This window comes from Winogradskyella sp., from assembly GCF_025210595.1.
In the GTDB taxonomy this organism is placed as follows: domain Bacteria; phylum Bacteroidota; class Bacteroidia; order Flavobacteriales; family Flavobacteriaceae; genus Winogradskyella.
The window spans coordinates 19,626-34,214 of the sequence record NZ_JAOARH010000039.1; the positions used below are offsets into that span (position 1 = coordinate 19,626).

Consider the following 14,589-nt stretch of genomic DNA (forward strand, 5'->3'; position numbering starts at 1 on the left):
AATATATTTTATAAACTATTAATAGTTACTTTTGGAAACTAATAATTTAATAATATCAAAAATGAGCATATTTAAACCGTTTTCTTTAGGAAACATACAATTAAAAAATAAAATTGTTATGGCACCATTAACAAGGTCTAGAGCAATTAATAATATTCCAAACGAACTAATGGCAGAGTATTACCAACAAAGAGCTACTGCAGGCCTCATAATTTCAGAAGGAACTTCACCTTCACCAAACGGAATTGGATATCCGCGTATTCCTGGAGCATATTCTGATGCACAAATTGAAGGTTGGAAAAAAATTGCTACTGCAGTACATGCTAAAGGAGGTAAAATATTTGTGCAATTAATGCATACAGGCAGAATTTCAGCTAAAGTAAATATGCCAGATGGCGCTATTACACTCGCGCCATCTGCAATTCAAGCTTCGGGAGAAATGTTTACAGATAATGATGGTTTTGTTCCTCACGAGATTCCTAAAGCCATGACACTTGAAGAGATTAAGTCGAGCCAAGATGAGTTTGTACTTGCAGCAAAACGTCTTATTAATGAGGCCGAAATAGATGGTATTGAGTTACACGCAGCTAATGGGTATTTATTAAATCAGTTTATAAATCCTAAATCTAACCAAAGAGAAGATAATTATGGTGGTAGTATAGAAAATCGTAGCAGATACGTTCTAGAAGTTGCTGAAAAAGTAGCCAATGCAATAGGAGGAGACAGGGTAGGAATTCGTCTTTCGCCTTATGGAGCTTTTAATGATTTGGAATCCAACTATGATGCGTTAGAGGATACTTTCATTTATTTATCGCAACAAATAGCATTGCTTAACTTAGCCTATATTCACGTGGTTGATCAAAGAGTAGCTTTTGGAGCACCAGATTTTACTACAGATATCAAAAAAACGATTAAGGAAAATTTTAAAGGCACAATAATATCTGGTGGTGATGTGAACACAATTGAAAAAGGAGAAGCTATTATTAATAGTGGATTGGATTTAATTTATGTTGGTAGACCTTTTATATCAAATCCTAATTTTGTAGAAAAATTACAGAACAATCAAAAATTGGTTAGTCCAGATGCAGAGACTTTCTATACACCAGGCGCACAAGGTTACACAGATTATCAATAGAAAAAAGACACTATGACAGCCTTAGAAAATTTAGAAAAATATAATTTAGAACTGCCTGAGCCATCAACACCTGGCGGATCATATGTATCGGTTAACATTAGAGGGAATGTAGCATATTTAGCAATCCAATTTCCAATAGTTAACAAGGAGCACTTTTATAAAGGAAGATTTGGTAACGAGCTTTCTACAGAAGAAGGTTATAAAGCAATGGAGTTGTGTGCAATGAATGTTCTTGCACAAATAAAGGAAAAGGTAGGTTTTGATAAGCTAGTAGGTTTAAATCATATAGATGTATATTATCAAGCCAGTAGTAATTGGGATGAAGCGCCAAAAGTGGTAGATGGTGCCTCAGATTTGTTTTTAAAAATTCTAGAAGAAAAAGGAAAGCATTCACGTGCTATTTTTGGTGTACAACATCTGCCTTTAAATTTTAGTGTTGGATTAACAGCCTCTTTTACGATTAAATAATAAAATGAGAAAGAAAGTTTACTTAGTGAACTTTCTTTCTCATTTAAACAAAATTGATGTCCTATTTTTTGATTTACTAAACCACCACAATAAAAATATTTCGCATACTAATCCTATATTTAATGCGATAGCTAAAGATGTTAAACCCGAAATATTCATTTTAATTAAAACATAAGCAATAATTACAAGTAGGATATGTGACGGTATGGCCGAAGTACCAACAGCTTTTGTTTTCTGACTTATAATAAGCTCTCCTTGTAATATATTCTGAAGTGTTGTTAGTGCAGGAAATAATATAAAATATCCTAAACAAGCAATAATAAAATCTTTATAATTAACCAATTCTCCCATTGATGTTTCCAGAACACTATTACCCCAAGACGTCGCTATTAACCATACAAGAAGTAGCGTGAATAAAATGGCAACCGAAGCACAGAATAATTTTATAGCACTGCTAGAAAAATCTGATTTACTAGCAATATATACCTGTTGTACCATTCTTGTTCCGTTAGATACTACTAATACAATTCCCCAAATTATTGGCCAGAGTATAAGTGCTTTTTTTGAATCTATCGAAAAACTTAACAGAAATACTAAAAGTGCTCTCGTGCCCCAAATTACCATCATAGAATAGCCTAACGGGAAGTAATATTTAAAAATCTCTTTATACGTTTTTGGTAATGCTTCTTCGTGCTGTTTCTCTGCCTTTTCTAATACATTGTGTTTTAAACAGTAGTAGGTTACATAGATAGATTCTGCCAACAATCCGCCCATTAACGAGCCAATAGCACACGCTAAACCTGTCCAAGACAATTGTAAACCTAAAAGCGGAATAGCTATTACAAAAACCAATCGTATAATTGAGGCTTGTGCTACAACATTATTTTTCTTTTGCTGAATAAGTATTCCTTGAAAATAACGCCTCCAACCAATAATAAAAGGAAACAGAAAAATAAAGTAAATAATTTGTCTTGTTGTGTTAGACACTTCGTAGCTTAAACTGAATATTTTTTTAGCAATAAACTCAAAAATATTTGGTATGGATAGACTCAAAAATATACTGGCCAACAGCAAAGAAAACACCAACGTAAAACGTAAAAACTTTTTTGAACTTTCACGATTTTGTGCCAATGCGTTAGATGCGTGAAGCACCATTATTATTGGTGCTTCAAAAAAGTTAGCTAAACTTTTGGCAATACCAAACGAGGCTAAATTTAATCCACCGTTTGGTAGCGATGCTATGGCGTAATTTCTAACAGGTTCGCCAAAAGCCATTGCCATATCGGTAAGGCTTAATGGTATAAACTGTTTCCAAAGATTTATAACTTCTTTTAACCTATACGATTTGTTCATTTAAAACCTTTTTATGCTCAATCACTTTATCTATTTGTTGTAAACATTCTTTTTCATTAAAAATGTTTATGTTGTTTTCTTGTAGCCATTGGGCATTAAAAACGGTATCGAGATATCTTTGCCCAGAGTCTGCACTAATCATACAAACGGTTTGCCCACTTGCTTCAGTTTGTAATCCATTTAAAGTTGCCGACATTACTGCGCCTGAAGATGCGCCCATAAAAAGTCCTTCTTCTTTTGCTAAATAATAACACAGCGAAAAACTTAATTCGTCGCTAACACAAAAGGCTCTATCTATTAAATCCCATTGAAAGGCAGGTGGTGTAAACGAAAGTCCTAAACCTGTCATTTTATAAGGATGTCTGTCTTTTGTAAAAACGCCCGAACCTTTTACATCCACACCCCAAATTTTCGTGTTCGGATATTTTTCTCTAAAAAACCTTGAAATACCTGATAATTGTCCTGCCGTTGATACGCCCACTACTATAATATCGGGTGCGCCGTTGTATTGCTTTTCAATCTCTAAAGCTGTGGTGTGGTAATGCACTTCTGATGTCATTGGGTTTAAATGCTGACAAGCGTACCAACTATTTGGTGTTTCCTCTTGTACTTTTTTAGCATAAGCCATTCGTGCTTTTTGCATCGAACCAGCATCGTCGCAATGCTCTGAACCGATTTCTAAAATCTCTGCGCCGTAAATTTCCAATAAACGTTTCATACTGCGAGAGGTTTTGTTGTCTATCACAATTTTAACACGATGCCCAAGTTGTCTGCCAACTACGGTAAGTGCAATTCCAAAGTTACCAGAACTCGATTCTATAATTGTACCTCCTTCGGCTAATAAGCCTTGTTGCTTCGCCTTATTAATAAAGTAAAGTGCGTTTTTGTCCTTTACACTTCCTGTTAAGTTATATTGTTCTAATTTAAAATCTAAATTGTGGTGTTTAAATGTTTTTAAGTTTACATAGGTGCTGTTTCCTATTACATCTAAAGCGGAATTTGTAACACGCATATCTTGCAAGTTTTTAATTATATACCCAAAACTATTGCAGTTACAAGCGGTTATAAAAAATATTCAGCCAAGCCAAGACTATTTTAAACGAATAAGTTTAAAACCACTTTGTAGCTAAAAATGAAGCATTTACTTAAAAAGAAAGGTGTTCGTTTAAATAATTAAGTGTTTAATAGAAAGAAGTTTAAATCCACTATTATAATTGGTAATTTTGTGTGATGCAAAAGAGTATTAGCTATATAGCGTGGTGTTTATGTGCCATTTTTCTATTTGTTGTGTTTACCATTTTGGTAGATTTTAAAACAGCAATGATTAGGACATTGGCAATTATTACTTTTCAAATCGTTATTTTTTATAGTAATTTAAAATGGATTTTACCAAGCTTTTACGAGCACAAAAAATATGCAATTTATATTGTTATAAATTTAACTCTGTTAGCTGTAAGCCTTTTATTTAACCTTTTCCTAGAGCAATTTACACCTCATTTTATTGAGCATAATACCACCCAACACCAATTAGAATTACAACACTTTACAACAGAAATCATTTTAATTAATAGCATACCTATACTATTAGCTATTTTTATAAGTTTCTTTTTATACACATTAAAAAGGCAACAACAGCAAGAAAAGCAAGCCTTATCCTTATTAACTGCCGAAAAACAGTTTTTGGTACAACAAATAAATCCACATTTTCTGTTTAATACGCTTAACAACATTTATTTTTTAACCTACAAAACATCGCTTAAAGGAAGTGAAGCGATTATGCAACTTTCAAAGATGTTGGATTATTCGTTATACGGTGAAAATGAAGGTAATGTTACCATAAAAGATGAAATTGCGTATATCAACAATTTTATAGCCTTGTTTAAGTTAAAAGATAGTGACATAAAAAACATACAATTTGATTATAGCAATGTAAACACCCATTTAAAAATTGCGCCAATGCTATTGATTCCGTTTATTGAAAATGCCTTTAAACATAGTAACATTGAAAATAACGGATATATAAATATTAAACTTTCAACCGATAAAAACACGATTGAATTTAGTTGTAAAAATTCTTTTGTGCCGAAAAAAAACACCGATAAAACTGGCGGAATAGGCATTGCAAATGTTACAAGACGTTTAGAGTTATTGTACCTAAATAAGCACGAATTAAATATTGATAAAAACGATAACGATTATAACGTATCATTAAAAATAGAAACTAATGTATAAATGTATTATTGTTGACGACGAAGAACCAGCTCGATTATTATTAAACGATTACTGTGAAAAGATTGATGATTTAGAAGTTGTTGGACTTTTTAAATCGCCTCTACAATGCATTTCTACATTAGAAAAAGAGCCTATTGATATTTTATTGTTAGATATTAATATGCCTGATATTTCTGGAATTGATTTTTTAAAATCGCTTACCGTAAAACCCAAAGTAATTTTAACAACCGCATACAGAGATTATGCCGTTGAAGGCTTTGAACTCGAAGTATCTGATTATTTATTGAAACCTATTGAATTTCATCGTTTTTTAAAAGCCATTAACAAAGTAAAATCAACGTTTACAGAACAATCGACGACGATTAACACTACTGAAATAACAGGTAGTATTCAAGTAAAGGCAAATAAACGGCTTTATAAAATAGATTATGATGATATTTTATTTATTCAATCGAAAAGCGAATATGTAATGTACCACACAAAATCTCACGGAAAATTAATGGTATATGGCACAATCAAATCTGTAGAAGAAACCTTGCCAGATAAGCTTTTTTATAGGGTTCATCGCTCGTATATGGTTAATAAAAATTACATTCAATTTGTTGAGGGAAATCAAATTGTTCTGGAAAATGAAAAATTACCTTTAGGTGATAGTTATAAAAAGGACTTTATAGCCAAATGGTAATTAGTAAAGATTTCACAAAAACGGCAAAAGCTACTACATCCTCAATGGCAAACCCAACAATTCATACGTCATTGCGAGCCACTCACAAACGAAGTAATCTAACCATCTAAAGACCTAATACACCAATACAACTTGAAATTCCGACAAGGTCGGAAGCTGCTATCGGCAGTATATATAATTAAAATCCGTAAAAAATAGTGGAAGCCTTGGACGCTATTTAGGATTTTAATTATGGTTATAAGAGCGCCAAAAGCGCACTTAAAAATACCTTCGATAGTAAAGGGCTTTTTGGTTCGTTTTTGGCCCATCAAAAATGAACGTACAAACAAGAGCTATCCAACCACCTAACAATCTAAAGACCTAATACATCAATACAACTTGAAATTCCGACAAGGTCGGAAGCTACTATCGGCAGTATATATAATTAAGATCCGTAAAAAATAGCGGAAGCCTTAGACGCTATTTAGGATTTTATTTAGGATTTTAAGAGCGCCAAAAGAGATCTAATAAATCCATCCGTCATTGCGAGTGAGGTACGAACGCGGCAATCTAACAATCTACTGATCTAATAATCTAAGAACCTAACCAAAGATTCACCCGTATCTAAGTCGGGTCAAATCCAGGTCTTTCTCAGGTCTAATGCGTATAATTCCCGTATAACATTCAGGTGCATATCATAGTACACTATAAACAACGCAGCAGCAACCAAAACCACATATAATAGTAAGATCAATTCAAATATCAATTTGTTTTATAATGTTCTCGCGTTATGTAACTTGAGCTTTGGATAAAAGCGAAAAGTTCTAACTACAGTTTCTTTAAAAAATTTTATTCCAAAAGTTTCTTCTACAATGTTAATGGAACACTTTTTATGCGACGACGCAGGAGGGAAGCGTAATGTGTGTGTAATGGCAATTAGAGATTAATAATATGATTTTAATTATATAAATTCTATATTGATTTGCTACATTTGGAAGACAATATATAAATCATTAAAAGAAATAAAATCTGGAATTAAATTATAACATAGAAGCAAAAAGAATACTATCACTTAATAGACTTGATAAATCGAAAAAATCGGAGTTAGGACAGTTTTTTACTCCAACATCTATATGTGAATATATGAGTTCTATGTTTTCTAACTTGGATGGAAATATTAGTCTATTAGATCCTGGTTGTGGTTTAGGCTCTTTATTTGTTTCAGTTATTGAAGAATCACTTTTAAGAGGAAATAATGGAATACTTTCTATAAAAGGTTATGATATTGATGATAGTTTAGACGAAGAAATTATTAATACAATAAAATTGTGTCATAATCGATTAAATGGAGCTTGCGATATATCAATCCAGCATAGTGATTTTCTACTTACTGATATAAAAGAGAGGTTCACACATGTAATAATGAATCCTCCTTACAAAAAGATTTCAAGTAAGAGTGAGCATAGAAAATACTTAAAAGAAAATATCGGATTAGAAACTGGAAATTTATATTCTGCCTTTCTTGCAAAAGCAATAAAACTCACTAAAAAAGGAGGTGAAATTGTTGCAATTATTCCACGTTCTTTTTCAAATGGCCTTTACTTTAAACCTTTTAGAGAGTTTTTATTGAAAGAAACAAGTATTGAAAAAATACATTTGTTTGATGAAAGAAATAGTGCATTTTCTGAAGACAGCGTTTTACAAGAAAATATTATTATACATTTAGTAAAGGGGAAAAAACAAGGAAAAGTATTAATAACTTCTAGTCCTTCTGGTGATTTTCACAGAGACAAGCAAACGAATACTATGACAGCGGATGGATTAACACTACGAACTGTTGAATTCGAAAAAGTTGTTTACCCAAATGATAATGACAAATTTATACATGTTGCATCTTCAGAATTTCAACAAAAAATAATTGATAGGCTTTCTGGATTCACAAGTAGTCTAAAAGATATTGATATACAAGTAAGTACAGGACCTGTTGTAGATTTTAGAATGAAAGCAGATTTATCAATGAATCCAAAAACAGGATATAATCCATTGATTTATCCAATGCATTTAAAAAATGGAATTAATTGGCCAATAAAAGATTCTAAAAAACCGAATGCTATCAAATTAAGCGAAAAATCAAAGTCATCTTTATGGGAAAATAAAGGTTTCTTTTTATTAACCAAAAGATTTAGTTCAAAAGAAGAAAAAAGACGAATTGTTGCTACAATTTATGATTCAAGTCCAGTAGGAGATTTAGTTGGTTTTGAGAATAAACTAAATGTGTTTCATTCAAACAAAAAAGGTTTAGATTATAATTTGATTAAAGGACTTTATGTATATTTAAATAGTTCTTTATTAGACCAATACTATAGAATATTTAGTGGAAACACACAAGTTAATGCAACAGATTTGCGAGCATTGCATTACCCAAATAGGTTAATTCTAGAACAAATTGGTAAAGAAATTAAAAATAATATCCTTAGTCAATCTCAAATTGATTACAAATTAAATAAAGTTATTGAAAATATGTCTGATGAAAAATCTAAAAAAGATCCATTAAATAGTCAAACAAAGATTAATGAAGCTCTTGAAATTCTAAAAGCCTTAGGAATGCCTAGAGCCCAACAAAATGAACGTTCTGCTTTAACTTTATTAGCTTTGTTAGATTTAAAACCAAATCTTTCTTGGAGTGATATAGATTCTCCAATGATTGGAGTAACTCCAATTATGGATTGGGTTAGAGATGAATATGGTAAAGAATATGCTCCTAATTCTAGAGAAACTTTCAGAAGACAAACTTTACATCAATTTTTAGAGGCTGGTTTAGTAGCATATAATCCAGATAAACCAGATAGAGCACCCAATAGCCCAAAAGCATGTTATCAGGCCATACCAGAGTTATTAAGATTGTTGAATAATTTTGGAAGTCATGAATGGGAAAAATTATTGAAACAATTTCTTTCTAAAAGGAAGACTTTGAGAGATAAATATGCAATGAAAAGAAACCAAAGTAAGGTGCCATTAACTATTGATGGAAATTTATTTGAATTGACACCTGGTGATCATAGTGTTTTAATTAAAAAAATAATTGAAGACTTCGGGCCACAATTTGTTCCAGGTTCAGAGCTTATTTATGTTGGAGATACTGAAAATAAAACTGGATATTATCAGAAAGATAAATTAAAAAAAATTGGTGTTACTGTAAATGCTAAAGGAAAATTACCAGATGTAATTTTACATTTCACAAAAAAAAACTGGCTAATATTGATAGAATCCGTTACTAGCCATGGACCAGTTGATGGAAAGAGATATAATGAATTAAAAGAATTATTTAAAGATTCAACTGCGGAATTAGTATATGTAACGGCATTTTTAAATAGAAAAGCTATGGCTAAATATATTGCAGACATATCATGGGAAAGTGAAGTTTGGGTAGCAGATTCTCCAACTCATATGATACATTTTAATGGACACAAATTTTTAGGACCTTATAAGAAATAAATAAATGAAAAGACAAGCATCAGTACAAGATATAACATGGTTTTTGGATTTAAATAATGTTTCAAAATTAAACTTAAATCCACCTTATCAGAGAAGAAGCGTTTGGACTCCATCAGATAGAAAATTTTTTCTAGATACAATTTTTAGAAATTATCCATGTCCACCTATTTTTATACACAAAACAATAGATGATTCCGGTTCTACTACATATCATGTAGTTGATGGTAAACAAAGGTTGGAAACGATTATAAAGTTTGCAAATAATAAAATTGCAATGAGTAAAGAGTTTGGTGATGAAAGGTTAGATGGCAAACGATTTAAAAATTTAGATCCAGATTTAAAAAAGATATTTTGGAATTATAATTTAGCTGTTGATTTTATTGAAATACCTGAAGGATTAGATATAAATGAAGTATTTGATAGAGTAAATAGAAATTCTAGAAATTTAGAAAGGCAAGAATTGCGACATGCTAGACATAATGGTTGGTTTATAAATGAGGCTGAAAAAGAAGCAGATGACGATAAGTTTTGGCAAAATATCAAAGTAACTACTTTGGCCAAAGCCAAAAGGATGAAAAATGTGCAATTAGTATCTGAATTACTTTTGATACTGATTGATGGTAAAATTCATGGATTTAGTCAAAACTTTTTAGATGATAGCTATGCATTATATGAAGAAATAGAATTGGAAGGTGGAGAAACAATAGTTGATGAAGAAGAATACCTTGATAAAAAAAATAAAGTGAAATCTATTTTGCAAGAAATGGAAAATCATAATGAATGTGTCAGTACATATGCAAAAGTCGCTTATAATTTATATGTTCTTTTCGCTTTTATTGGTCTAGAAGATACTGGAAAAACACCAGTTGAATTGGCTCAATCATATAAAAATTTCATGGAGGAAATAGAATTATTCAAAAAATCTGATGACGCAGAAGAATTATTTAATAATCCTGATCAAAAATCGGAAAATTGGGAAAATGCTTTTAAATACTATAAAAATACTAGAGGTGCAAATACAGATTTATATCAACGTAATGAGAGGTATGAAGCATTGAAAGATGTTTTAAGTAAATAGAATGGAATGAAAGTAATTAATTCAATAAAATCTATTTATACTAATCAGGAAGTTATTAATAATACTCTGAAGTTAAAAGTAGACAGTATTTTTGAATCATCTAAACTAAAATCTTGGCATTATATAAGTAGAACTAAACCATTAGAAAGCTTTGCCCAAAAAATTGAAACTGGTAGAGTAGAGGATCCATCTAAAATGGAAGATTTTTTTGCATGTACTTTTGTAGTTGAAAATATGGGTCAAATTCCTTTAGCGGTTACTAAAGTTGAAGAGCATGCTAATATTCTATATCAAAGACCAAAAACTCCAGAGTTTACTCATAAAGATACTAGTTCATTTGTTTTTGATGATTTAAGGCTATATTGTCAGCTTAAAGAAACAAATTCTAGAGAGAAAGGACCAGTAAATGATATAATTTTTGAAGTTCAAATTAAAACTTTTTTGCAACATGCTTGGGCTATTTCTACACGAGAATTGATATATAAATCAGATGTGATTGATTGGCAAAAGCAGCGTATTGCTTATCAAATAAAAGCTATGCTTGAGAATGCTGAGATATCAATTGGTAATGCTACGCAAATAGAAGAAGTTAGGGGCTTACCAACAAATAATAGAAAAATAAAGAAACAAAATTTAATTAAGAGTTTTATTCATGCCAATTGGCCTCCTGAACGATTGCCGGAAAATGAAATGAGATTAGTAGATAACATTGAACAGTTAACAAGTCAATTCCACATAGAAATTAAAGATTTACAGATATTATTGAATGAAGAAGCAAAAGAAGGAAAGGGATATAATTCATTAAATTTATCGCCTTATTTAGCAATAATTCAGACATTAATAAATAAAGAGTCTATAGCATTTGTTAATTTCTTAAGAATTAAAAGAAAAAGAAACTATCCAAAGAAAATATTAATTCCAAGTAAAGAGCTTGATTTCACTTATATTGATTACAAATTGTTTGAAAAAAGTGATAATATAATTTTAATATGATAATAGCCTTTCTATTTGGCCTCATAAAATTTTGGTCAAAACAATAGGTGAATGTAACGATAATATTTTAGGGGTTTAGCAGTGTGCTTCTTAACTATTTTTATTTTACATAATATTAAGCACAATCTTAAATAGTTATTATGTTTCCAAAATATTATACTATTTTAAAGAATCGATTGAGTATCGATTTTTAAAATACCTACTTGAGTTTTTGGGTATTTATAAGAAATGTCTACCAGACATTCCTTTATAAATAGTGCATCAAGGCAAAAGATGATGAACTTAAAAAATGCTTATTGGAAGTTCTGTATATAACATGTGCATAGAAATTATCGCGTAGCGTAATTTTATGCTCTTGTGGCAATCCACGAGAATCTCGTAAAATTTTTTAACCAATACATTTTATCGTTTACGCGATTTTTAAACCATAACTAAAAGCTAGGCTTTTTTGTGCGCTGGCCAAGCGGTGGCAAATTGTGTTTAAAATAAATTACAAGAGTAATTTGATTTTATAAAAACAATCGAGCGTTTGGATAGCGGACATTTTACATAACGTCTAATTATAGGAACATTGCATTAACGCTGCGTAGCAGATCGATTTCTGGTTGAATCCCCAAGTACTGCACATACTTATGGAAACGGATATTTTATATAATAACATTATAGCTGACAATTGGTACTCTGACCTAGAAAACCTAATAACAGCAATTGTCCTATAATTTACATTATGTAAAATAGCGTTTGTAATAACAATACATAGTACAGCGTCCTAAACGCTATAAATACAAACTAGCACAGTCATTACATACCACGCTTAGTTAAATCATGTTCAATCTTAGACATAATCCATTTGGTAAGCTTCTTGGCTACAGTACCAATCACTATACGTTGAGACAACCACCAAAAAAATCCAGAAAACTTAGTGTTTAATTCAGCTTTTAAAATGGCTTTAACACGCTTTTTTATTGGCTTTTCCATAGATTTAAACGCAGCAACATCAAATTTCGGGAAGTCTTGCATCTCATAACGTGTAGGATTAGGATCATCATCTGCGTCTAATTTACTAACGTCTGGTATTATTGGCATATAGATTTTACCATCCACAACTCTACTAAAAGCTTCAATGGCGGCATCACTAGTACCATAAAACAAGTTATCTTTATCCTCAGCATGGCACTCAGCAAAAAAGACTCCTCTCAAGAAATTACGTGCGTTTTTACGGCCTAAAAAAAAGTCGTGCTTCCTAAATTCTATATCCAAAAAGCCTCCAAAACCACCAATACCTCCTGTTGCTAATGGCGGATAATCTACTTCCTCATCAACCTGGCCTAACTTTAATTTCCTTGGAAATGCCATAATCTTAAACACACCAGAACCAAAAGTATCACTCTGCTTATTACGAGCTTGGTTAAGTATCGTGGGCACCAAATGACCAACAATATCTAAAATACTGTTACGCTTATAATCTAGTGTGGTATCACTTTTAGGAGCATCCTTAAAACTAGGAAAAGGATCTATAAGTACTGTACCATATTTAGGGTTTTCGGCATCTTCTGGCCCATGGTGATCCTCTAAGCAACGTAAAACTTCATCAAAAGGCTCATTATTAATCGTACCACCATCTACTGCGGTAAATTCAAAGTTTTCTCCATGGTCGTCACTAAATTCTAAGTCCATTTGTGCGGTAAAAGCCTTGCGCGCTTTAAGGTTATGCTGCACATAGCGCATCGGAAATTCTGTATCAAAATAGCGTGGTGCCAATCCAACAGGAAATGCACCTGTGGCTTTTGTAACCTTAATTAAAAAGTCACGATTAGACTGTGCGTCTATTTCTGGCGACAAGGGTCTAAAAGGTAAATACTTATCCTTATCGGTTTTACCGTCATAATTCAATTTAAAATGCGCTACAATATCATGATTACTAATACGATGGCCAGGAATAGAATCAAGAAATTTAGACTTTATCCTGCTTAAAGTGACTTTATAATCAATAGGGCGTAAACTGGTTACAGTGAGCAGAATACGCAAGTCTTTAGAAATGTAACTTGGAAAGTTGTCTACACCAGCAGTTTTAGATAATTGTTCAAAAACACGCTCAGCAATAGTATCAATGGGTGCTGTATTTAATAAGGATGGTGCTCCCTTAGCTTTTGCCTTAAGATCAGACTCTGAAAGCATTTTTTTAAAGGTAGTCTCCCCTATGCCACTTCCATCATAAAGACTGTCATCATCATCTAAAAACACCCAGCTATCATAAAGAATATTACCTGTTTTAGTATGCGAAACTTTCTTAACAGGTGTAATAGTGCCATCTAAAAGTGCTAAAGCAGCAATCATACTTACCATACCACCAGCAGATGCTCCACCAATAGCATCAATAACCACATTATGCTTTGGAATACTATTAGGCTGCATGTGCGATTGTTTTGCCGTTTCCCAGGCAGATAAAGCTTCTAGAACATAATCCATAAAACCCGCTGTATATGCACCAGCTGACACAGCGCCAGCCATTGTTAACCCAAGATGAAATGTATTTGATTGCGACATAGTCTTATACTTTTATAGGTTATGAAATAACAACACACCTAATAATTAAACATGCAAAATATGTAAACAGAATTAATAATAAGGAGATTAGCTAAGGGATAATTAAAGATATAACTTTTAAGTAAAATGAAAATTAAAATCTGTAATTGTTTTGATGACAAATTGTATGAATTTCGATATTACAGTGAACCTTTAATACGCTACAACATGAAAAAATTAATTTTAAGTATTACTATACTAGCCACTATGCTGTTCAGCTGTTCGTCTTCCGATGATGATGACGATAACGGAAACAACCCACCAAACAACACTTTAATTGGGCATTATTCTCTTCGTATAAATGGAGATGGTTTAAATGATGAACTATTTACCTTTGATAGAGACACTATTGAAGGAGGAAACCTAGGTCTTAAGTTCACCTCTAGCGATAATAGTAGTAACAGTTTGTTTTTTGCTTTACCTAACGCACAAGAAGGCATACAGTATTCTATTGCTCCTTATGTAAATAATACAACTAGCACTTCTAGTATTATACTTTCAGGAAACGGTGTTTATTTATCTGTAGATGGTAATGTTTTTATTAATGAAATAGAAACGAATGGAGATTGCGCTACGTACAAAGGA

The 14,589-nt window shown here is 31.8% G+C and carries 11 protein-coding genes; 8 read left to right on the forward strand and 3 right to left on the reverse strand.

Annotated elements, in window-relative coordinates:
• The first annotated feature begins 61 nt into the window (after window positions 1–61).
• Both N4A42_RS04140 and N4A42_RS04145 read left to right on the forward strand, forming a co-directional pair.
• Complete coding sequence (locus N4A42_RS04140) at window positions 62–1,135, forward strand: alkene reductase (RefSeq protein WP_294070268.1); 1,074 nt, start codon at window positions 62–64, stop codon at window positions 1,133–1,135.
• Between the two features lie 12 nt (window positions 1,136–1,147).
• Window positions 1,148–1,603, forward strand: a complete 456-nt coding sequence (locus tag N4A42_RS04145; protein ID WP_294070272.1) for a RidA family protein — start codon at window positions 1,148–1,150, stop codon at window positions 1,601–1,603.
• A 39-nt stretch (window positions 1,604–1,642) separates the two neighbouring features.
• Here N4A42_RS04145 and N4A42_RS04150 read toward each other — a convergent pair whose 3' ends face one another.
• Window positions 1,643–2,956, reverse strand: coding sequence for a hypothetical protein (locus N4A42_RS04150; RefSeq protein WP_294070276.1), 1,314 nt, complete (start codon window positions 2,954–2,956; stop codon window positions 1,643–1,645).
• Window positions 2,940–3,968: a cysteine synthase family protein gene (locus N4A42_RS04155; RefSeq protein ID WP_294070278.1), complete on the reverse strand. Its 1,029-nt coding sequence runs from the start codon at window positions 3,966–3,968 to the stop codon at window positions 2,940–2,942. Before N4A42_RS04155 ends, N4A42_RS04150 begins: the two co-directional genes overlap by 17 nt.
• Window positions 3,969–4,186: 218 nt before the next feature.
• Here N4A42_RS04155 and N4A42_RS04160 point away from each other — a divergent pair, with 218 nt between their 5' ends.
• The 5 genes from N4A42_RS04160 (at window position 4,187) to N4A42_RS04180 (ending at window position 11,418) form a co-directional block, all read left to right on the forward strand.
• Window positions 4,187–5,188: a sensor histidine kinase gene (locus tag N4A42_RS04160; protein WP_294070281.1), complete on the forward strand. Its 1,002-nt coding sequence runs from the start codon at window positions 4,187–4,189 to the stop codon at window positions 5,186–5,188.
• The gene (locus N4A42_RS04165) at window positions 5,181–5,873 is read left to right on the forward strand and encodes a LytTR family DNA-binding domain-containing protein (RefSeq protein ID WP_294070285.1); all 693 of its coding nucleotides are present in this window, start codon (window positions 5,181–5,183) and stop codon (window positions 5,871–5,873) included. Before N4A42_RS04160 ends, N4A42_RS04165 begins: the two co-directional genes overlap by 8 nt.
• Window positions 5,874–6,914: 1,041 nt before the next feature.
• Window positions 6,915–9,347 (forward strand): BsuBI/PstI family type II restriction endonuclease, encoded by a 2,433-nt coding sequence (locus N4A42_RS04170; protein ID WP_294070300.1) that lies wholly within the window; start codon window positions 6,915–6,917, stop codon window positions 9,345–9,347.
• Window positions 9,348–9,351: 4 nt separating this feature from the next.
• A complete protein-coding gene (locus tag N4A42_RS04175) occupies window positions 9,352–10,425 on the forward strand; it encodes a DUF262 domain-containing protein (RefSeq protein ID WP_294070289.1) in 1,074 nt (357 codons plus the stop codon).
• 6 nt (window positions 10,426–10,431) lie between these two features.
• Window positions 10,432–11,418, forward strand: a complete 987-nt coding sequence (locus N4A42_RS04180; protein ID WP_294070292.1) for a hypothetical protein — start codon at window positions 10,432–10,434, stop codon at window positions 11,416–11,418.
• Between the two features lie 801 nt (window positions 11,419–12,219).
• Here N4A42_RS04180 and N4A42_RS04185 read toward each other — a convergent pair.
• Window positions 12,220–13,965 (reverse strand): patatin-like phospholipase family protein, encoded by a 1,746-nt coding sequence (locus N4A42_RS04185; RefSeq protein WP_294070295.1) that lies wholly within the window; start codon window positions 13,963–13,965, stop codon window positions 12,220–12,222.
• A 207-nt stretch (window positions 13,966–14,172) separates the two neighbouring features.
• Here N4A42_RS04185 and N4A42_RS04190 point away from each other — a divergent pair.
• On the forward strand, window positions 14,173–14,589 hold a 417-nt coding region (locus N4A42_RS04190; protein ID WP_294070297.1), incomplete at its 3' end, for a hypothetical protein.

What these genes read in the sequence shown, in the direction of transcription:
- N4A42_RS04140 (WP_294070268.1), top strand. Translation starts at nt 62, where the DNA reads ATGAGCATATTTAAACCGTTTTCTTTAGGAAACATACAATTAAAAAAT.
- N4A42_RS04145 (WP_294070272.1), top strand. Translation starts at nt 1,148, where the DNA reads ATGACAGCCTTAGAAAATTTAGAAAAATATAATTTAGAACTGCCTGAG.
- N4A42_RS04150 (WP_294070276.1), bottom strand. Translation starts at nt 2,956, where the DNA reads ATGAACAAATCGTATAGGTTAAAAGAAGTTATAAATCTTTGGAAACAG.
- N4A42_RS04155 (WP_294070278.1), bottom strand. Translation starts at nt 3,968, where the DNA reads ATGCGTGTTACAAATTCCGCTTTAGATGTAATAGGAAACAGCACCTAT.
- N4A42_RS04160 (WP_294070281.1), top strand. Translation starts at nt 4,187, where the DNA reads ATGCAAAAGAGTATTAGCTATATAGCGTGGTGTTTATGTGCCATTTTT.
- N4A42_RS04165 (WP_294070285.1), top strand. Translation starts at nt 5,181, where the DNA reads ATGTATAAATGTATTATTGTTGACGACGAAGAACCAGCTCGATTATTA.
- N4A42_RS04175 (WP_294070289.1), top strand. Translation starts at nt 9,352, where the DNA reads ATGAAAAGACAAGCATCAGTACAAGATATAACATGGTTTTTGGATTTA.
- N4A42_RS04180 (WP_294070292.1), top strand. Translation starts at nt 10,432, where the DNA reads ATGAAAGTAATTAATTCAATAAAATCTATTTATACTAATCAGGAAGTT.
- N4A42_RS04185 (WP_294070295.1), bottom strand. Translation starts at nt 13,965, where the DNA reads ATGTCGCAATCAAATACATTTCATCTTGGGTTAACAATGGCTGGCGCT.